Source organism: Methylobacter sp. (assembly GCF_036845245.1).
Lineage (GTDB): Bacteria > Pseudomonadota > Gammaproteobacteria > Methylococcales > Methylomonadaceae > Methylobacter_A.
On record NZ_DAIUEH010000040.1, the window covers coordinates 38,650 to 57,647 of the forward strand.

Sequence of the window (18,998 nt, forward strand, 5' to 3'; positions counted from 1 at the left end):
AATAATAACAGGAGACAGTTTATGAAAATCAATATGCCGGTAACAGATAAAGAAGTCTTGATGAAAAAAGGCGAGATATTGGTTAGCCGGACTGATTTAAAAGGCTGTATTACCTACGCTAATGATGCGTTTGTCGCCATCAGCGGCTTTACAAGGGAAGAATTAATCGGTTCCAACCATAACATCGTTCGTCATCCCGATATGCCGGAAGCGGCTTTCGATGATTTATGGATGACGATAAATCAAGGCAGGCCCTGGACCGCTCCGGTAAAAAACCGGACTAAATCCGGCGGCTATTACTGGGTCGAAGCCAATGTGGTGCCGATCTATAAAAATGGAGTCCTGCAAGAATATTTGTCTGCCCGTTATGCGCCCAGCCGGGAGCAGATAGCCAAAGCGGAAGAATTATACAAAAAGCTGAATGACAATACGGCAAAGCTAAGGCCTACAGGGATTGCCGCCGCCGTCAAAACAGTCAACGAAATAGCTATCTCGAAAAAAATAGCGTTGGTATTAACGATGCTGTTGGCGCTGACCGGTTTTTTAATGTACCGGTTGTTTTTAGCTCAAGACTATTTGCTGCTAGCGACGACATCTGTACTGACCATAACGGCTGTCGGCATTATTATCAATCTGGCGCGTGATGTCGTTGCTACGCTGGAAACCAGTATTTATGCGCTTTATTCCATAGCGGGCGGGCAATTTAAAAATAAGTTTGATTTAAGCAGGAACGATCAACTGGGCGATTTATTGCGTGGCATTTACGTCGCACAAGTGATGTTAAATTCGCAATTAGCCGAATCCAGGCAACTGACGACGAATGCCTTGCGAGTTAACCGCGCGCTGGATAATGTTCATTCGGGAGTCATGGTTGCCGATTCCAATTTTAATATTATCTATATGAACCACGCTGTGCAACGCATGTTCAAAAAGGCGGAAACCGGCATTCGTGAACAGTTGCCGGATTTTAACGCCGATAAATTGATGGGAGCCAATATTGATATTTTTCATAAAAACCCGGCTCATCAACGCGATATGCTCGGAAAATTAACCGACTCGTTTCGTTCTGAGTTGATTATCGGCGGTCACAATTTGGTCATCGTTGCCGATCCGGTTATCAGCGAAAGCGGTGAGCGCATTGGTTTTGTGGCCGAATGGCTGGATCGCACTGTTGAAGTCGCAGTAGAGCAGGAAGTGGCTACCATTGTATACGATGCCGTCATGGGCGACTTTACCCGGCGTATCAAAACACAGGATAAAGAAGGCTTTTTTAAACAGCTGGGCGAAGTGCTTAATGAGCTTCTGGAAACTACCGAGAACGGCATCAATGATGTGGTGCGCGTTCTGGGCGCGCTGTCCCGCAACGACCTGACCCAAACCATTACCAATGACTATGCCGGTAGTTTCGGGCAACTCAAGGATGACGCCAATATCACGGTGGAAAAACTCAAGGACATCGTATTTCAAATTAAAGAAGCCACTGACAACATTAATACCGGATCGAAAGAAATTGCCTCCGGCAACAATGACTTGTCGCATCGCACCGAAGAGCAGGCCGCCAGCCTCGAACAAACTGCAGCCAGTATGGAAGAGCTGACCTCCACCGTGCAGCATAATGCCGCAAACGCCAAACAGGCCAATCAACTTGCCGTTGATGCATCCAATATAGCCGGTAAAGGCGTCGAAGTGGTCGATCAGGTGGTTCGGACGATGGATGATATTAACGATTCCTCGCGCAAGATCGGCGACATTATTTCGGTCATCGACGACATTGCGTTCCAAACCAACATCCTTGCCCTTAATGCCGCCGTTGAAGCGGCGCGCGCCGGTGATCAAGGCCGTGGTTTTGCGGTGGTGGCCGTGGAAGTGCGAAACCTCGCGCAACGCGCCGCTACGGCTGCCGGTGAAATCAAACAGCTGATTGACGATTCGGTCATTAAAGTCGCCGGCGGCAGTAAACTGGTCACACAAGCCGGGCAAACCATGGAGGAAATCGTCAACTCCATTCGCGGCGTTACCGTCATGATGTCTGAAATCAGCTCCGCCTCAACGGAGCAAACAGCCGGTATCGAGCAAGTCAACCAAGCCATCAACCAGATGGACGACGTAACCCAGCAGAATGCCGCATTGGTGGAACAAGCCGCCGCTGCCGCGGAATCGCTGGAAGAACAGGCGCAAAACCTGTCGGTCACGGTAGCGCAATTTAAAGTGGACAGTTATTCCCGCAATACGCAGGGCGGCATGTCCCAAGCCACGTCTTTTTATGCAGCGCCGCCGCAAAAAGAAACACGGCAAGCGGCAACTAAAAAAGTGGCGACCATCCATCCTAAGCCGATTCCGCCGTCTTCCAGTGACGAATGGGAAGAGTTTTAATTAGACATATTGCCCAACTTAAAAGATGTGCTTCATGCCATGAAGCACATTAATCCCTCAAACGATTCGCTCTTCAACAGGCTCAGGCAGGCTCGGCACCGCTATGGCGGCTCGCTGCCTCCTGATCACCCCACGTTTATCGAAAAACTGCTCTGCATTAGCCCGTATTTATTGACATCCAAAGATCATTCGGAACTAAAAAACGCCTAATCCATTGATTATGCGATACTTTCAGTCCAATAACGAATTCAACCTGATAGGTAACAGCACTTATTGATTCAATAGGTTGAACTCTCTATCCTAAAGCCGTCTGTACAACACAACCGATTTTTTAGATTAACGTATTTCGTCTTCATGAAAAATGTCTAACTATGTTCAATTTCACTAAAAAATATAGTAATACTAATGCTCTGGTCGATACGGATATAAGAGCCGTTGGGATTAGCGAAAAATATGATGCCGCGATGGAAAAGATCGAACGGCTTGAAGATGAGTTATCACAAAAAACGCATGAATTGAACCAAAGCTGCAAAGCCCAACAAATAATGAGCGAAGGCGTAAAAAAATGCGTTGAATCGCTTTACATCGTTCAAAACCAGCTACAAGCCGTAGCCGCACATTTAGACCGTTCGAACAAACGAATTTTTGATTTAGTCCGGAAAAACAAGGCGCTTAAATTATCAGGCGATGAGTGGTTCAAGCGTTCCATCAAACTTGAATTCGAAGTTTTAAAAGCTAAGGACGAGCTTAAACAAATCGAACATGAACGCGATTCGGCACTACAAATGTGTGAGCATCTTCAAGCCGAATTAATGTCGAATAGCCGGGATGGAAAACATGACTGACTCATCCGGCAAAAGTTCCCTGCTGAATAAAATGTAACGCCTGTTTTATAACAGCTTCCCGCTGCATTATGAAAGAATGCGAATACGGCATAACAATAAAATCTTTCATACCTTCCACTTGCGCCCGGCTTACCGACACCTTACCGTCATTGGCGCTGGGGATTAACCTTGATAACAAAAGATTAACGGTTTTATTCCCGGCAATTATCCCAAGCTGAAAACTCACCGGCCCAAGCTGATTCGGCACACTGTTATCAGCGGTACCCAGCTGTAATCCGGCCGGGCCGTTTAGAAAATAAAACAGCTTCCAGTTTCCCAGTTTATCGACCACTTCGCTGCCTTGATTGGGTGGAGCCAGCATCACCACTCGCCCCAACTTCTCGATAGTTTGATTAGCCAGAAAATGCCGCAGCAAAATGCCGCCCATCGAATGCGTCAGGAAATGGATTTTTTTAATACTGTTCCCGTCGCACTGCTTCAATGCCTGGGTAATATATTTTTGCGCCAAAATGCCGATGTCCGCGCTCCGCGAAGGATAATCGACATTGACGAGTTGATAGCCGTAAGCCGTCAGCAGCTTGGCGGCTTTATTCATGCTGCGGCCGGTTCTGGTCAGACCGTGCAGCAGAATAATCGCCTCGGAATCTTTATCTATCGGTTTCAGCTTGGCTGTTAAATTTTCCATAGCGCAACAAAAGGGCGGGCAGCAATAATAAGTTCAGCAATGTTGAAGAGGCCAGGCCGCCGATAATAATCGCCGCCATTGGCCCCATGATTTCACGTCCCGGATTATCGCTGTTGAACGCAATCGGGAACATTGCCAGCGCGGTAACCAGCGCTGTCATTAAGATCGACGGCAAGCGTTCCTGCGCGCCCAGTACGGCGGTGTCCAAGTCCCAGCTCTTGCCTTCGACTTCGACCAGATAACGATAATGCGACAACAGCATGATGCTGTTGCGCACGGTAATGCCGAACAGTGTCACAAAGCCTACGACCGAACCGACCGACAGCGTAGCCCCGGTCAACACCACGGCGGCAACCCCGCCGATCAGCGCAAAAGGCAGGTTGGCGAGCGTCAATAACATATGCCTCGTACTGCCGATCGCGATATACACAAAAATCAGTACTCCGGCTCCGGCCAGCAGAGAATGCAAAATCAATTCCTTGCGCGCCTGCGCCTGTTCAACCGCCGCACCGGTAAATTCGGGATAAACATCCGCAGAAAACGGAACCTCTTTTAATACTCTACTTTTAAGTTCGGCCATAAATTCATCCAAATCCCGGTCGATCACATTACCGGTCACGGTTTGCCGCCGCTGCGAACCTTGATGAAGAATATTGTAACGGCTGGCCGAATGCCTGATTTCCACGACCTGCTCCAGCGTAATCATTGTCCCGTCCTGGGTCCTGATCGGCAGCTTGGCTATCGATTCAGGTTGTTGTCTTAGTTCCGGCGTCAAGGTCACCGCAACGTTATAGATTTTATTGCCCTGAATGTTTTTGCCGACCACCCGGGTTTCGTAAGCGGCCTGCAAAGTGTCGACAATCTGCGCAGGCAACACGCCCCAAAAGCTGAGCTGGTCGAGATTCAACACAATTTGCAGCAGCGGCGTACCGGGCGGCGAGCGCAACTGCACATCGGTAGCGCCGTCTATGTCGCGCATGATCTCGGCCACCGCCTGCGCTTTCGCATCGAGCTGATTCAGGTCGTTGCCGTAAATATTAACCACCACCGGCGAGGTGTAGCCTGAAATGGTTTCATCGACCCGCTCCGTTAAAAAAGTATTGGCCTCAAACAAAATGCCCGGAAAACCGACCAGAACCGCCCGCAGTCGATCCTTTATCTGCTGCTGCTCCGCGCCCGACATCGGCTCAAGCCTCACTTCATACTCGCTGTAATGGCTACCGTAAGTATCGGCGCCCCGTTCTGCCCTGCCCGCCCATTGCGATACCGATTGTATACCGGGAATCGTCATAAATTGCTCGGTCAGCTTGCTGCCGATTCTGATCGATTCCTGTAACGAAGTGCCGGGAATGCTGGTGGTATGCACAATGTAATGGCCTTCGCGCAATTCGGGCAGGAACTTGCTGTCGAGACTGAAAAAAGCCGACAAGCCTGCCAAGCAAACGATAACGCTGCCGATAATGACCGGCTTGAAATGCCTGGAAACCGTGCTTAGCAAGTCCTTGTAATGCGGCTTGATGCGCTTGATCAGCGGCGGATCGTCATTGGCGAAGTCGGCATTGCCAAGCAACGCATAGCACAGCGCCGGCGTTAAAGTCAGCGCGACCAGCAAAGACATTAAAATCGCCAGAATGTAGGAATATCCCAATGGCGCAAACAAGCGCCCGGCAGCGCCGCTTAAGGTTAATAACGGCACAAAAACCAGCGCGACGATGAAGCTGGCGTAAACCACGGAACTTCGCACTTCCAGCGATGCACTATAAACCACATCGGCTACCGGCAGCGGCCGGGCTAACAGACGGTTCTCGCGCAAGCGCCGGAAAATGTTTTCGGTATCTATAATCGCATCGTCAACCACCTCGCCCAATACGATAGCCAAGCCGCCCAGCACCATGATGTTGAGATTGACCCCGAATTCCAGCAGCGCAATGACCGCACCGACCAACGACACAGGAATCGCCAGCGCGGAAATAAATGCAGTGCGGAAATTAAACAAAAACAAGTACAGGATGATCAGCACGAACAAACCGCCGATCAGCAAATGCCCGGACAAATTGCTCATCGAGCGTTCGATATAATCGGCAGGGCGGAACAGGTGCGAGTAAAAATTAATAGCCTGCTTGCTGAAAATCGGCTCGAACTCTTGCAGCGTCTGCTCGACCTGCCGGGACACCGACAAGGTATTAGCTCCGTACTGGCCGATCACCATCATCACAATGCCGGGCTTACCCAGAATTTGCGCCGCACCGATCGGCGGCTCCGGTGCATATTTAATCGTAGTAACTTCGCCCAAAGTCACGTTGCGGCCCTGATCCCGCTTGACGATAATTTTTCCGAATTGTTCCGGCGTGGCGGGTTGCCCGGTGACCTGCAAGGTAAAACGCTGGTTGTCGTTTTCGATAAAACCGCCGCCCTGAATATGCCCGGCCTGTGACGCAGCCAGGATAATGTCTTCCAGCGTCAGGTTAAAGCGATGCAATTGCAGCGGATCGACCTGGATTTGCAGCTGCTGAATATCGCCACCGAACACGTTCACGTCGGCGACTCCCGGAACGGCCTTCAAGCGCGGCACTATCGTCCAGTCGACCAAACTGCGCAGAGCCATTAAATCCGGCTGGCCATCCTTGCTTAAACCGATCGTTAAAACCGTCGCCGAAGATGACGACAACGGTATCGCAACCGGCGTAATGCCCATTGGCAGCAGTCCCGATAGCGTGCTCAAGCGCTCGCTGATCAGCTGGCGGTTGCGGTACACATCGCTATTTTCGACAAAAGTCGCAATAATAATCGACAGGCCCTGAATCGATTCCGAACGCACCGACTTCATGCCGATCAAACCGCTGATCGAGGTTTCGATTTGCTGGGTGACCAGCACCTCAACCTGCTCCGAAGAAAGGCCCGGCGATTCGGTTTGAATGATGACCTGCTTGGGCGAGAATTCGGGAAAAATATCCAGACCCGCCGTGGCGAAACGGTAACTGCCGTAGAGTAGGATTAATATCGCAAGCGCGATAACAATGCCGTAAAAACGGATGGAGAAGCGGACTAGGGTAGCTAGCATGGACTGGGTTTAATTACGAACAGTAATAAAAGCTCAACTCGACAGTGAACTTTAGCGTGTTTGCCGAAATGATTTATTATGCCGCGCCATATTTCGCTTGCGTTTCAAACAGCGAGTATTGAATTGGGCTTTCTTTTTTTCGTTCAATAGAAATAGCATTGAAATTTGTCACTAAAGCTTCAATAACAGGATTCCTGTTTGTTTCCTTACCTCCAACATGATAGAAATGCTCACGGGTGAGAACGGAATGCTTTGACCATATGGTTTTGATGTATTCGTTTTCCCGGTAATCATTATGATGCCATGTTGATAAAATAAACTTTCCTTCAAAATCAGAAAGCCTATCGAATAGTTCTCTTTCGTGAGAATCATCCCAGCCATTATAGTAGTCAACATGCCTACCAATATAAGGTGGATCGCAATAGATAATGTCTGATGGTGATGCTTCAGAAATGGTTTTGTTAAAATCTTGATGTTTGAATACGAATTCTTTTGTCTTAATTATTTTACAAGCCCAATCCACTTGATTAGTGATTTTCGTTATATAGGCTTGCGCGAAGCGTTGCGGCTTTTTACAGAAAGGGATGTTGAATCCTCCTTTTCGATTGAAGCGGATCATGCCATTAAATCCGGCGCGATTAACGAATAGAAAATCTAGTGGAGAATGCTCGGAATTAAACCTATCCCTTATAAAGTAATAATGATCTTCACCTTTTGATAAGAGGAGTTCGCCTTCGCGTATTAGGTATTCCTTAACCACTTCTGGCGTTATTTCCCCGGAAGCTATACCGGAATAAAAATTAATTAAATGAGGATTGGCGTCACATAAAATTGCACGCTGAGGCGCGACATTAAAAGCTACTGCACCAGTTCCCATAAAAGGCTCAATCCACACACCAGTAAAATCGCTAGGGACAATACTTTTTATCCAAGGTACAAGCTTGGTTTTTATGCCTTGCGACTTGATCGGTGGCACACCGGTTTTTGCGATCATTCTTCGCCATTCCTCTTATTTATAACCAAAGATAGATCACCGTTTTTGTACTCTACGAAATCTCGTAGCGTAGAGATTATTTTTGCTTCACCTTTTCCGTCTAGGATCGTTATTTTTCTGTAGTTTATCCAATACTCATCAAACCAGTGTTCGCCAAGCTTTGAAAACATACCCTGACCACTGATTATATCGGCGATATTATTGATACTTCCTATGTTGGCTGTGTTACCGCTACCGCCTTTGTCGCTGGCGATTTTCCATTTTTCTGCAACGAAAAAGTGGAAGTTTCTTACTACCGAAGCAATTGAATGCAGTTCATCGATATTGTACGCTCTTGTTTCATCAATGGTTGCGCCATCTACCCTATCGTAGATGATGCCAAGACAGAAATGGCCTGAATACGTACTGTAGGGAAACTGGATATTTTTGGTACTGGTGCGATGTTCAAAATATTTGCCGTGTGAGCCCAGTGTAAATCCATTGCATAAATGTGACTTTTTTGGGTTCCGATAGGTTGTCTTAAAATCAACAGCGAATCTGATGGATTCATCGCTGGCTTTGACAAATGATATGTCGGGGTAATAATTCTGGTGATCAGCAAGAACTACCTTGTATCCATTAGTTTGTGCAAACTGCAAAATTTTAGGGAATAGATGAATTTCAAGAATTTTCGATACAATTTTCGTATCAGAAGAAATTGTGTATACGTTTTTAAAAATATCGATGAAGCCTTTTATTGTCCATTGACCGTCATCACTACTAATATGCTCTTTAAATTCGGTGACAAATTCTTCAAGTTTTTTTGCAAATTCTTCTTTTTCGGTCATATAAATAGTGGTTTAATTTTTTGATTACCCATTCTACAGGTTCGTTCACCTGATAGGAATCGGCGTGATGGCTTATACAACACGGTAAGGCGCTATCTGCACTTCATGCGGCGCAATACGCTACGCTATTGACGCCCTACAGTGTGCTTTATTGCGTTTTATCAAAAATGGCGTAACCAAGGTCAGGAAAAATAAATAATCAGTTGGTAAGAGGGTATCTGTAGAATCCGTAGGGCGCAATAGCGTAGCGTATTGCGCCGCATGATTAGCATCTATCTCGCAAAATACTCACCCACGCTCGCCATCAACAAAACGAATACTTGAGGACGTTGCCCAATCCAACGAATAAAGCCCCTGATCAACATATCGATGGAAAGTTGAATAAGGCCAATCTGCAACCTGTTTAATCAAGCCTCGTAGGGTACGCTGTGCGTACCTTTCAACTACGTAGACACGAAGTCCAACTTAAGGCCTAGCTAACTATTTATTTTTCGCTAACCTGGAACATAGTTTCAAAAACGGTTAAACAACTGATTGAAAGCGTTTATAACTGCTTACTGATCGGAGTCAGCTAGAATACCGGCTTTCCTGATGATCAAGCGATTATCCAAGGTAAATAATTTCATTCGAACAATGGAAGCTGAAGAAAGTCCGGTGCTCTTCAAATCGGAGATATTCACATCGTGTAACCAATTGGAATTTTTGGCACTGGTAACCATCGCCAAAACTGAATGCCCCACTGAAGCGTTAAATAAGGTATTGGAAGCATAATAGCAGGCCGTCTTTTTGTCGTATCCTGATCCGTGAACGGGAAAGGCACTATCACAACTGAAAATGATTCAAAGATCTGCATACGCTTCGTTGTCCGCAGCAGAATCCCATTCGCTCAAAGTATCTTGCAACGCTTTTGTAAAGGCAGCATCAATAGGCTGGGCTTTGCGCAGGTGGACACCGGCCTAATCGATTTCAAAAACAATCTCATCGCCTTCGCGCAGATTCAGGGCTTCCAAAACGGGTTCAGGAAGGGTAGTCTGGTTATGGTGTATTAATTGGCTGCTGGTTTGCATATATAGTAGACTCCTGGTTAATTCATGATTGATGCGCTTCCTTCGTCAGAACTACCGCCCTAATGAGACGCGACTGATTCCATCGGAACCATTTCAGCAAGTAGCGTTTCAGGAGCGATGTCCTGCTCGTTGGGCCAAGTTACTGCCCCAAATAGAATGCCGACCTGATTGAAATAATGCACGTTCCGAAGCTCACGAAAAACGCCGTGATCGAGGTACGGCTTCAAGTCAAATACTCCCTTGCGTCCATCTTCGATCTCGACATAGATGCAAAAATCCGGCAACGGCTTCACAGTTTTTACATCCCAATACATAGCGGCCTCACAGTGGAGCGATTTTGTACGGATTCTCGCCACTGACAGCCAGTTCCCAATCGGCCATCAGTTCGTCGCGGTGCAGCTCTATCCAAGCCTGCACAAGACGCAATTGCTTGCGCGGCCAATTCACCTGAAAGAATTTCACCGTCAACGATGTCGATGGATGCCTCGAACTCGGCATATTTGGCATGGACATGCGGCAGGTTATGCTGCTTGTTATCCATCAAGTACAAACGGATTATGATGCCATAAAACATAGAGATAATCGGCATGATGTTTCTCTCCTCGAAATTTAATTGATCTTCATGAATTTTTAATAGTTCCCACGCTCCAGCGTTGCGGGACACCAATAACGATAAAACTCTCAACCAGTCAATGGGACGCTGGAGCGTTCATCACGGCGTTCCCACGCCGGAGAGACTGTGAAAGTATTCATGTGGGAGGGGCTTTAGCCCCGAAAGTCGGGGCTAAAGCCCCTCCCACATGAATAAAACAATGACTTAGAAGTCACTAAAATAGTATGCGTCATATTTTCAAAAATACTTTCACAGTCTCCGGAGCGTGGGAACGATAAAAAAAGTTCTAGCTTGAAATTAAGCTACGGAAGCTCCAGCTTCCCGTTTCGCGAAACTGCGACTGCATGGATGCAGAAGCGGTTACCTAGAGCTTCGCTGCCGGGTTCCCAATCTAAAGGTTACGGATCTGGTTAAGTTAATAGCTCCGAATCGACCCAATCAACTTGTTTTTCTACAATCGTGTTTAATTCCAACAGTCCAAGCGAAGAAGTCATATTTAATTCCGATTCGACCTCCTTCAATTGTTCCAGCTGTTCTAACAGTTCAAACAAGTCCGTTTGATTGATGTTCTTAACTTTCTTAGTTTTCTTAATTTTCTTCATTTTTAAATCAAAGCCATCTGGTATGGCCGCCATCACTTAAATACAGGATGATTCAATAGGGTGGTAAGGCGCAATCCGGCTTAGCGGATTACAAAAAATTATTGCCATAGTTTAACGTCTTGTAGCGCATTGCGCCGCATGATTAGCCTCTATTTAACAAGATTTTCAACAAAACGAAGCTTGAGGGCTCCGCCTAATCCAACTGGCATGAAAGAGATGCTTTGAAGTGCAGGCTTCGCCTGCCTTGCCAGCATCAAAAGTAGGCGCTTTACGACTGCAAGATGCAGGAGATAGCAATGCAGGAGCAATTGCCGAGGCGAAGCTTGCACACCTAAATTTATCAAATTGATGTTTATAAGATTTAAAATTACGGCTTTTGCCCGGCCGCCTTATTCTTTTCTACTGCATCCGAGGCGTTTTTAATCTTGGCTTGCACTTCCGGCGATAATGAATTCAAGAAACTCTCTGGATCAGTCTGAGCTTTCAGCATCAGGGCTTGCATTTTTGCCGGATCTCCGCCCGTTTGTTGCAGCAGGATAGGCATGATATCGGCAGAGATGTTATATAGCTCTTGCATGTTACCGGCGTTTCCACCCACTGCCTCTAAAGCCTTCTGCTCAGCCGCCCTTCCTGTCTCGGTCTTCGCGGCATCGCAATTTTGGTTTCTAAGGCAGTCTTGCGTTTTCAGCAACGCAGAATTTATATCGTCATCCGCATAAACGTTTTGAAAAGTCATTGCTGCTATAAGCAAGAATGTAAATAAATTGGCTTTGAACATGGCTGCCTCTGATTAAAGTTTTAGAAAGAAAATAGCTCGCAGGAGGATAATGGCATAAGAAGCAATCATACGCCTTTACTGCGATTTTCCATGCGCCGCAGTAATTCGGTCATAATCAATCGATACAGTTCATCGCCCAGATATTTATCTTCGACACCGCTATCGATATTGGGATTGTCATTGACTTCGATGACATAACCTTTGCCGTCTTTTTCTTTAACATCGACGCCATATAAACCGTTACCTATCGGCTGGGTCGCTTTTAAAGCGGCGTCGAGTACGGCTTTGGGTACTTCAAAAGTCGGCAAGGTGGCGAAACTGCCGGTATCGATTCGGCTGCCGCCGTGACGGTAAATCTGCCAGTGGTTTTTAACCATGTAATAACGGCATGCATATAAAGCTTTGTTATTGAAAATCCCGATGCGCCAGTCAAAGTCGGTATAGAGAAATTCCTGCGCCAGCAGCAACGCGGATTTTTGGAACAGCTCTTCCACTTTAAGTTCCAGCTCTTTCCGGTCATTGACTTTAACGATGCCGCGAGAAAAAGAACCGTCCGGGATTTTTACTACCACCGGAAATCCGGCTTCCGCTTCCACTCTGTCCAAATGCGCGGTATTGCCTTTATGCAGCAGCCAGGTCTTGGGCGTAGGTACCTTATGGGTACGGAACAAGTCGGCGAGGTAAACTTTATTAGTGCAACGCAGCATCGACGTCGGATCGTCGATAACCACCAGCCCCTCGGCTTCGGCTTTTTTGGCGAAACGGTAGGTGTGGTGATCTATATTGGTGGTTTCGCGGATAAACAAACCGTCAAACTCGGGCAAACGCACATAATGCTGCTGGGTGATCAGCTCTATTTCAATACCCAATTGCCTGCCGATTTTGATGAATTTTTTCAATGCGCCACGGTTGCTTGGCGGTAACTGCTCTTCGGGATTAACCAGTATCGCAAGATCGAATCGGGCCGCTTTACGGGCGCGGCCTTTGCGCCAGACTTTGGTGCTGAATTTATCCAGTGCATCGGCAAAAACGGTTTGCTGGGCATCATCCAGATGCCGATGCGATATAGCCTTTAAGCCGATGATCTCCCATTGCTGCGGGTAGTAGTGCAAGGTCACTTCCAGAATCGGACAGGAAAAGCGCTCGAACAATAATCTGGCCAGTTCATGAAAAGCAGGATCGTGCGTGGTGCCGAAATAACTCATCAAGGTGACTTCCCTGTCCTTGTCGGCGGTTTTAAATGCGCGCTCCAGCGTTTGCGACAAATCATCGAGCTGCAAGCGGTAGAGCGCTTTCTTACCCAGATCGTTCAGCACTTTAACTGAAGGAATAACGTGATGGCCTCTGGCTTCGGCCAGCAACGAGCAATAATAGCCGTCGGAAAGATAACGATAGCTGCTGCAAAGATTGATGATGCGGACACGTTGCTGAGATTCATCCTGCTCGGTCGCAAGATAAGTTTCAAAAGTGATGACTTGATCACTGGGGTAATAAGGATTCCAGTCGGAGAGATCGTCAACAACCAGAAGAGTACGCGCCATAAAAACTCCTGTAAGTTAGGTAAGGCTTAATTCTGTAACCGGCCGGTTGATTGCACAAGGAGTTTTTATACGGATTGAAAAATATTTCCTAATTTAACTTAACAGGGGCTATGCTAATGAAAGAAACTTTTAGGTAACTGTTATGTCTTATCATCTTCCTATTGCCGCTTTCGATACCGCTGTTTTTCCCGGCAGTTATGCCGTTGCCCGGCAGCGATGGCTGGAACAGACAATAAAATTGTCCTGCCATAAGCAATGCCGATCTTATCGGTGTGCCGGCAGCGGGCCCGAAGGCGAAGAACTGACGACCGACACGGTCTGGATCGGTTCGGAAGATGCTTCAAGAGTACTGGTTCTAATCGGTGGAACGCACGGTATTGAAGGCTTTGCCGGTAGCGCGATACAAATCGATCAGATAGGCTTGATTACCGGGGGGCATGTCGTCATTCCGGACAATACCGCGGTGTTAATGATACACGCGCTGACGCCGTGGGGTTATACCTGGCAACGGCGTTGCGATGCCGACGGCATTGATCTTAACCGTAATGCTATCGATTTTTCCAGGCCCTTGCCTGAAAACAAAGGCTATGACCTGCTCAAAGATACGTTCTACCTGGAAGATGCCGCACAACGAAAAATCGCTCTTGCCGGATTTGAACAACAACATGGCCGCGTAGCCCTGGAAAAAGCCGTCAGCGCCGGACAATACAGCGATCCGCCCGGGCCGTTTTATGGCGGCAAAGCGCCCGCGCACGGCAGACTGGTCTGCGAAGACCTGATGCGCCGATATACCCTGCAACAGCGTGATTTGGCGGTCATCGACCTACATACCGGACTGGGCTCTTACGGCTACGGCGAAATTATTTGCGACCATCAGCCGGACAGTGGGGGAACGCGTACAGCCCATCATTGGTATGGCGATTCGGTTGCATTGCCGCTGCTGGGTACGTCCAGCTCGGTGCCGAAAACGGGGCTTCTGGATTATGCCTGGCATGCGATCATGAATAAACGCAGTTGTTACGTCACCCTCGAATTCGGCACGTTTAGCACCGATCAATTATTTGAAATACTACTGCGCGACCATCAGTTATGGGCGCAATCCGGTAACGAGCAAGACCGCCTGGAACACAGCAAAATCATGCGCCGTCATTTTTGTCCAAGTGATCAGGCATGGCAGGAAATGGTATTGTTCCGCGCCAGACAGGTGATTGCGCAAGGCTTGCAGGGGGTATCCTCTTGAGTGTTGTAATTCGCCCTGTGTTGTTAACCGATCTTAATCAATTGGTCACGCTTGAGGAAAGCTGTTTCGACACCGATCAATTAAGCCGACGCAGCTTCAAGCACTGGATAACCACAGAACATCGCGCTCTACTGGTTGCCGATATGGAAGGAACAATCGTCGGTTATAACCTGATTATTTACCACCCCGGCACCCGGCTGGCCAGAGTCTATTCGCTGGCCGTTGCACCTCAGCATAGAGGCGAAGGCATCGCCAAATTGCTGATGTCGGCCGGCGAACAGGCCGCCAGCGATGCCGGCAGGCTGTATCTACGGCTTGAAGTCAGCGTCGATAATACTTCGGCGATCAAACTTTATGAATGGCTGGGCTACAAAAAATTCGGCATCTACCGCGATTATTATCAAGACCACAAAGACGCATTGCGTTACCAAAAACGCATCCGCCGTTATCACGGCAATTTCCAACACCGTTCGGTGCACTGGCTAAGGCAAACCACGCCGTTTACCTGTGGGCCGGCATCGCTGATGATGGCCATGCATGGTTTAAACAGGTCTTATCAACCGTCGCAGGAGGAAGAACTCAGCCTGTGGCGTGAAGCGACCACTATTTTTATGACGTCCGGGCCTGGCGGCTGTCACCCGATCGGTTTGGCGCTGGCGGCAAAGCGGCGGCAATTTACAGTTGAGGTTTGGGTCAACCAGACTGGGCCGCTATTTATCGATAGTGTGCGCAGTGATGAAAAAAAACGGGTCATCGAATTAGTCGATAACTGTTTTAAGCAAGAGGCACAACAGCAAGACATTAAAATACATTACGCCAATATCAGCCAGAGCGACCTGATCGGTGCTTTCAAGGCCGGGGCGATACCGTTAATCCTGATCAGCACGTTTCAAATGGATAGAAAAAAAGCGCCGCACTGGGTGGTCATGAGCGGCTTCGACGATGACTGCCTATATATGCACGATCCTGACCCCGAAGAAATACGCCAAAACGAACTTGACTGCCAATTTATTCCTATCGCCTGCGAGGATTTCGACCGTATGTCCAGTTTCGGCAAGAGCCGGCTCAGGACGGCGGTGATCATTTGGCCGGGGTAATTGGTCATATCATCGCGTCGCTTTAGTTTATTTCAAAATATATGCCATTTTCGGCTTGTGTTATTAAACCGCTTCAACGATAATAACCGTCCTTTAGCCAGTACGGCTAATGTTTAATGGTGATCGTGTCGGTCCTCCCGCAACGATACGCTGTAAACCCCGCCAGGCCCGGAAGGGAGCAACGGTAGCAGCAGATTCGTGTGCCGGGATGTGGCTGGCATGATCGCCACCCAACTCTTACTTACCTTTGAGCCTGCCATGAATTATCAGGTTCTCGCCAGAAAATGGCGTCCCCATAATTTCACAGAAGTCGTCGGACAAGAGCATGTCGTCAAATCGTTAATGAACGCTTTGCAACATGACCGGCTTCATCACGCCTATTTATTTACCGGAACGCGCGGCGTCGGCAAAACCACCATTGCCCGTATTTTAGCCAAAGCCATCAATTGCGAAAATCTCCAGGATTTCAATCCTTGCGGCGAATGCAGCGTGTGCCGCGATCTGGATGAAGGACGCTTCCTGGACTTAATCGAAGTCGATGCGGCATCCCGCACCAAGGTTGAAGATACCCGCGACCTGCTCGACAACGCACAATACGCGCCTAATCACGGTCGTTATAAAGTCTACCTGATTGACGAAGTGCATATGCTGTCCGGCCATAGTTTCAATGCCCTTCTAAAAACACTGGAAGAGCCGCCGCCGCATGTAAAATTCCTGCTGGCTACCACCGACCCCCACAAAATCCCTGTCACCGTGCTGTCCCGTTGCTTGCAGTTTAATCTCAAACGTTTACTGCCCGGCCAGATTTTTTCCCAGATGGAATTTATCCTTCAGCAGGAACGCATTGAAGCCGAGCCGGCCGCGTTAAAGTTGTTATCGCGTGCTGCCGACGGCAGTATGCGGGACGGCTTAAGCCTACTCGATCAGGCCATTGTTTACGGCAACGGCAAGGTCGGCACCGAAGAAGTCAACGCGATGCTGGGCACCGTAGCGCAACAACCTATTGAGGATATTTTAACGTCCTTGGCCGACGGCGATGCGGCGGCGATACTGGATAAAATAAATGAATTAGCCAATTTAACGCCGGACTTTAGCGATGTGCTGCAACAAATTTTGCAAGTCCTGCATCGCATCGCCTTACTGCAACAAATACCGACCGCAATCGATCATGATTTTGATGTGGACATGATTGCGGCATTGGCAGCCAAACTGACGCCGGAAGATGTCCAGCTTTATTACCAGATAGGCTTGGTAGGACAACGCGACCTGGATTTGGCGCCCGATCCACGTAGCGGTTTTGAAATGGTCATGTTACGCATGCTGACTTTCAGACCGACCGGCATAGAATCGACGCCTGCCAAACCCGCCCTGGTCCGTCAGCCTGCTAATAAAACCGTTCCCACTCAAGCACAGCCTGCCTACAGCCCGCCACCGGAAACGAAACAACCCGGCCCTATCGCTGAAAATAATATTCCGCAAGCCGTCGAGCCACAACACCACAGCACTTGGGCGGAAATGGTTGCAGCAATGAAGATTAACGGCTTAACCAGAGAGTTGGCCCATAATTGCGTATTGGAAAATATTGATGATACCGTTTGTACCTTGATCTTAGATCCTGGACATAAACAACTGCGCAGCAGCCGCACCGAAGAAAATTTACAAAAGGCGTTGCAGGCTTACCGTAAATCGCCTTTAAAACTGGTCATCACCACCGAAAAAACAACAATAGCCACACCCGCTGTGCAATTGACCAAGGCACGAGAAGACAAACAGCAAGCAGCGGTTGACGCGGTTAATTCAGACGAAAACGTCCAGGCTTTAAAAGAACACTTGGGAGCCCGGGTTATGCCCGGTACTATAGAACCGATTTAACGAGACAGGAGAAAAACAAATGAAAAACGCACTCGGCAACATCATGCAGCAAGCCCAGAAAATGCAGGAAGACTTAAAAAAAGCACAGGAAGAGCTAAATTCCATGCAGGTTATGGGCGAGTCCGGCGGCGGTCTGGTGACCATCCTGATGACCGGCAAACGCGAAGCCAGAAAAGTAACCATCGACCCATCCCTGCTCGGCGACGATAAAGACATGCTGGAAGACTTGGTTGCCGCGGCTATCAATGACGCGGTCAATAAGGTCGCAAAAATGAAAAAAGAAAAAATGGCGGATGTCACCGCAGGACTTCCGTTGCCTCCCGGATTCCAACTGCCTTTTTAATATGCATAAAAGAGGCTTATTAGGGCAATTGATACAAAATTTATGCTGTCTGCCCGGCGTCGGCCCTAAATCCGCTCAGCGCATGGCGTTTCATCTGCTCCAGCGCGACCGCAACGGCGCCAAAATGCTGGCCCAAACGCTGCTACGGGCCATTGAGGAAATAGGCTATTGCAGGCAATGCCGCACCTTGACCGAAGGCGAGCTATGCGAAATCTGCACCGACGGCTCAAGAGACGACGCCATCACCTGCATTGTGGAAAGTCCCGCCGATGCCTGGATTATCGATCAGGCAACAGGGTTCAAAGGACGCTATTTTATATTGCATGGCCGCCTATCTCCATTGGACGGCATAGGACCCGATGAACTGGGCCTGGATCAACTTGAACAACAGCTGGCGACAGGCCATATCAAGGAACTGATTCTGGCGACCAACTCCACGGTTGAAGGCGAAGCAACAGCCTATTTTATCGGCGAGCTGGCCAGGAAACACCAAGTGGCGGCGACCAGAATTGCCCATGGCGTACCGATGGGCGGTGAGCTGGAGTTTACCGACAGCAGCACCTTATCGCATGCGTTTAACGGCCGAGTAGAAATATAAAGGCGATCGAACGATTTCCCACTAACCGAAAAAAGGTGAAACGATGACTGATTGTTTATTTTGCAAAATGGTTTCCGGTGAAATCAAGCCGGACGTGGTTTTTGAAGATGAAAATGTACTGGCTTTCAGGGACATTCGTCCCCAAGCTCCGGTACATATCCTGATCATCCCCAAGCGCCACATTGCAACCTTGAATGACCTTGACGATACTTTGCTGGCAGGCAAAATATTGCAAACCGCAACCAAGCTGGCTGAACAGGAAGGCATAGCTGAAGCAGGTTACAGAACCGTCTTTAACTGCAACAGGAAAGGCGGACAGGATGTTTACCACTTGCATCTGCATCTGCTGGGCGGCCGGCAAATGACTTGGCCTCCGGGTTAAGGGAGCGAATCGCTTGGGTTTAACTTTTAGGACTTACGCAAGAACCATTTCAAGCGATGGTTTTCTCAGTTGTTGAACGA

18 protein-coding genes, 1 other RNA gene and 1 pseudogene are annotated in these 18,998 nt (G+C 48.3%); 9 read left to right on the forward strand and 11 right to left on the reverse strand.

Features of this window, described 5'->3' with window-relative positions; genetic code table 11:
- The first annotated feature begins 21 nt into the window (after nucleotides 1-21).
- Together V7051_RS16925 and V7051_RS16930 are read left to right on the forward strand one after the other, a co-directional pair.
- A complete protein-coding gene (locus V7051_RS16925) occupies nucleotides 22-2,373 on the forward strand; it encodes a methyl-accepting chemotaxis protein (RefSeq protein ID WP_333876866.1) in 2,352 nt (783 codons plus the stop codon).
- A 371-nt stretch (nucleotides 2,374-2,744) separates the two neighbouring features.
- Nucleotides 2,745-3,218 (forward strand): hypothetical protein, encoded by a 474-nt coding sequence (locus V7051_RS16930; RefSeq protein ID WP_333876864.1) that lies wholly within the window; start codon nucleotides 2,745-2,747, stop codon nucleotides 3,216-3,218.
- 1 nt (nucleotide 3,219) lies between these two features.
- Here the strand turns inward: V7051_RS16930 and V7051_RS16935 are convergent, their stop codons facing one another.
- From V7051_RS16935 to V7051_RS16985, 11 genes and pseudogenes are all read right to left on the reverse strand, one after another.
- Nucleotides 3,220-3,903, reverse strand: a complete 684-nt coding sequence (locus tag V7051_RS16935; RefSeq protein WP_333876862.1) for an alpha/beta hydrolase — start codon at nucleotides 3,901-3,903, stop codon at nucleotides 3,220-3,222.
- Complete coding sequence (locus V7051_RS16940) at nucleotides 3,866-6,964, reverse strand: efflux RND transporter permease subunit (protein WP_333876861.1); 3,099 nt, start codon at nucleotides 6,962-6,964, stop codon at nucleotides 3,866-3,868. Before V7051_RS16940 ends, V7051_RS16935 begins: the two co-directional genes overlap by 38 nt.
- A gap of 76 nt (nucleotides 6,965-7,040) precedes the next feature.
- Nucleotides 7,041-7,958, reverse strand: a complete 918-nt coding sequence (locus tag V7051_RS16945) for a DNA adenine methylase (RefSeq protein WP_333876859.1) — start codon at nucleotides 7,956-7,958, stop codon at nucleotides 7,041-7,043.
- Nucleotides 7,955-8,785, reverse strand: coding sequence for a type II restriction endonuclease (locus V7051_RS16950; RefSeq protein WP_333876858.1), 831 nt, complete (start codon nucleotides 8,783-8,785; stop codon nucleotides 7,955-7,957). Before V7051_RS16950 ends, V7051_RS16945 begins: the two co-directional genes overlap by 4 nt.
- A gap of 554 nt (nucleotides 8,786-9,339) precedes the next feature.
- Nucleotides 9,340-9,624, reverse strand: a complete 285-nt coding sequence (locus V7051_RS16955) for a type II toxin-antitoxin system PemK/MazF family toxin (protein ID WP_334168761.1) — start codon at nucleotides 9,622-9,624, stop codon at nucleotides 9,340-9,342.
- A 287-nt stretch (nucleotides 9,625-9,911) separates the two neighbouring features.
- Nucleotides 9,912-10,166, reverse strand: coding sequence for a DUF2442 domain-containing protein (locus tag V7051_RS16960; RefSeq protein WP_333876857.1), 255 nt, complete (start codon nucleotides 10,164-10,166; stop codon nucleotides 9,912-9,914).
- 7 nt (nucleotides 10,167-10,173) lie between these two features.
- Nucleotides 10,174-10,365, reverse strand: a complete 192-nt coding sequence (locus tag V7051_RS16965; protein WP_334168760.1) for a DUF4160 domain-containing protein — start codon at nucleotides 10,363-10,365, stop codon at nucleotides 10,174-10,176.
- Nucleotides 10,337-10,441: pseudogene (locus tag V7051_RS16970) on the reverse strand (DUF4160 domain-containing protein); the annotation flags it as partial. The gene V7051_RS16965 and the pseudogene V7051_RS16970, both read right to left, overlap by 29 nt.
- Nucleotides 10,442-10,875: 434 nt before the next feature.
- The gene (locus tag V7051_RS16975; protein ID WP_333876856.1) at nucleotides 10,876-11,100 is read right to left on the reverse strand and encodes a hypothetical protein; all 225 of its coding nucleotides are present in this window, start codon (nucleotides 11,098-11,100) and stop codon (nucleotides 10,876-10,878) included.
- 334 nt (nucleotides 11,101-11,434) lie between these two features.
- Nucleotides 11,435-11,803 (reverse strand): hypothetical protein, encoded by a 369-nt coding sequence (locus tag V7051_RS16980; protein ID WP_333876855.1) that lies wholly within the window; start codon nucleotides 11,801-11,803, stop codon nucleotides 11,435-11,437.
- Nucleotides 11,804-11,910: 107 nt separating this feature from the next.
- Complete coding sequence (locus tag V7051_RS16985; RefSeq protein ID WP_333876854.1) at nucleotides 11,911-13,386, reverse strand: RimK family protein; 1,476 nt, start codon at nucleotides 13,384-13,386, stop codon at nucleotides 11,911-11,913.
- A gap of 142 nt (nucleotides 13,387-13,528) precedes the next feature.
- On the opposite strand from V7051_RS16985, the gene V7051_RS16990 reads away from it, so the two are divergent.
- From V7051_RS16990 to V7051_RS17020, 7 genes are all read left to right on the forward strand, one after another.
- Nucleotides 13,529-14,626: a DUF2817 domain-containing protein gene (locus V7051_RS16990; protein WP_333876853.1), complete on the forward strand. Its 1,098-nt coding sequence runs from the start codon at nucleotides 13,529-13,531 to the stop codon at nucleotides 14,624-14,626.
- Entirely contained in the window at nucleotides 14,623-15,723 is a 1,101-nt protein-coding gene (locus tag V7051_RS16995) for a GNAT family N-acetyltransferase/peptidase C39 family protein (RefSeq protein ID WP_333876851.1), read from the forward strand. The genes V7051_RS16990 and V7051_RS16995 overlap by 4 nt, the downstream gene beginning before the upstream one ends.
- Nucleotides 15,724-15,849: 126 nt before the next feature.
- Nucleotides 15,850-15,946, forward strand: an RNA gene (ffs, locus tag V7051_RS17000) — signal recognition particle sRNA small type.
- 35 nt (nucleotides 15,947-15,981) lie between these two features.
- Nucleotides 15,982-17,595, forward strand: coding sequence for a DNA polymerase III subunit gamma/tau (dnaX, locus tag V7051_RS17005; RefSeq protein ID WP_333876850.1), 1,614 nt, complete (start codon nucleotides 15,982-15,984; stop codon nucleotides 17,593-17,595).
- A 19-nt stretch (nucleotides 17,596-17,614) separates the two neighbouring features.
- Nucleotides 17,615-17,938 carry a YbaB/EbfC family nucleoid-associated protein gene (locus tag V7051_RS17010; protein WP_305274120.1) on the forward strand — a complete coding sequence of 108 codons (324 nt, stop codon included), beginning with the start codon at nucleotides 17,615-17,617 and terminating at the stop codon, nucleotides 17,936-17,938.
- Between the two features lies 1 nt (nucleotide 17,939).
- Nucleotides 17,940-18,536, forward strand: a complete 597-nt coding sequence (gene recR / locus V7051_RS17015) for a recombination mediator RecR (protein ID WP_333876847.1) — start codon at nucleotides 17,940-17,942, stop codon at nucleotides 18,534-18,536.
- A gap of 43 nt (nucleotides 18,537-18,579) precedes the next feature.
- Nucleotides 18,580-18,918 carry a histidine triad nucleotide-binding protein gene (locus V7051_RS17020; protein ID WP_333876846.1) on the forward strand — a complete coding sequence of 113 codons (339 nt, stop codon included), beginning with the start codon at nucleotides 18,580-18,582 and terminating at the stop codon, nucleotides 18,916-18,918.
- The last annotated feature ends 80 nt before the right edge of the window (nucleotides 18,919-18,998 follow it).

Coding starts and splice junctions, on each gene's coding strand:
- V7051_RS16935 (WP_333876862.1), bottom strand. CDS start 3,903: ATGGAAAATTTAACAGCCAAGCTGAAACCGATAGATAAAGATTCCGAG.
- V7051_RS16965 (WP_334168760.1), bottom strand. CDS start 10,365: ATGTCCATGCCAAATATGCCGAGTTCGAGGCATCCATCGACATCGTTG.
- V7051_RS16990 (WP_333876853.1), top strand. CDS start 13,529: ATGTCTTATCATCTTCCTATTGCCGCTTTCGATACCGCTGTTTTTCCC.
- recR (WP_333876847.1), top strand. CDS start 17,940: ATGCATAAAAGAGGCTTATTAGGGCAATTGATACAAAATTTATGCTGT.
- V7051_RS17010 (WP_305274120.1), top strand. CDS start 17,615: ATGAAAAACGCACTCGGCAACATCATGCAGCAAGCCCAGAAAATGCAG.
- V7051_RS16930 (WP_333876864.1), top strand. CDS start 2,745: ATGTTCAATTTCACTAAAAAATATAGTAATACTAATGCTCTGGTCGAT.
- V7051_RS16925 (WP_333876866.1), top strand. CDS start 22: ATGAAAATCAATATGCCGGTAACAGATAAAGAAGTCTTGATGAAAAAA.
- V7051_RS16985 (WP_333876854.1), bottom strand. CDS start 13,386: ATGGCGCGTACTCTTCTGGTTGTTGACGATCTCTCCGACTGGAATCCT.
- V7051_RS16960 (WP_333876857.1), bottom strand. CDS start 10,166: ATGTATTGGGATGTAAAAACTGTGAAGCCGTTGCCGGATTTTTGCATC.
- V7051_RS17020 (WP_333876846.1), top strand. CDS start 18,580: ATGACTGATTGTTTATTTTGCAAAATGGTTTCCGGTGAAATCAAGCCG.
- dnaX (WP_333876850.1), top strand. CDS start 15,982: ATGAATTATCAGGTTCTCGCCAGAAAATGGCGTCCCCATAATTTCACA.
- V7051_RS16945 (WP_333876859.1), bottom strand. CDS start 7,958: ATGATCGCAAAAACCGGTGTGCCACCGATCAAGTCGCAAGGCATAAAA.
- V7051_RS16980 (WP_333876855.1), bottom strand. CDS start 11,803: ATGACTTTTCAAAACGTTTATGCGGATGACGATATAAATTCTGCGTTG.
- V7051_RS16975 (WP_333876856.1), bottom strand. CDS start 11,100: ATGGCGGCCATACCAGATGGCTTTGATTTAAAAATGAAGAAAATTAAG.
- V7051_RS16950 (WP_333876858.1), bottom strand. CDS start 8,785: ATGACCGAAAAAGAAGAATTTGCAAAAAAACTTGAAGAATTTGTCACC.
- V7051_RS16940 (WP_333876861.1), bottom strand. CDS start 6,964: ATGCTAGCTACCCTAGTCCGCTTCTCCATCCGTTTTTACGGCATTGTT.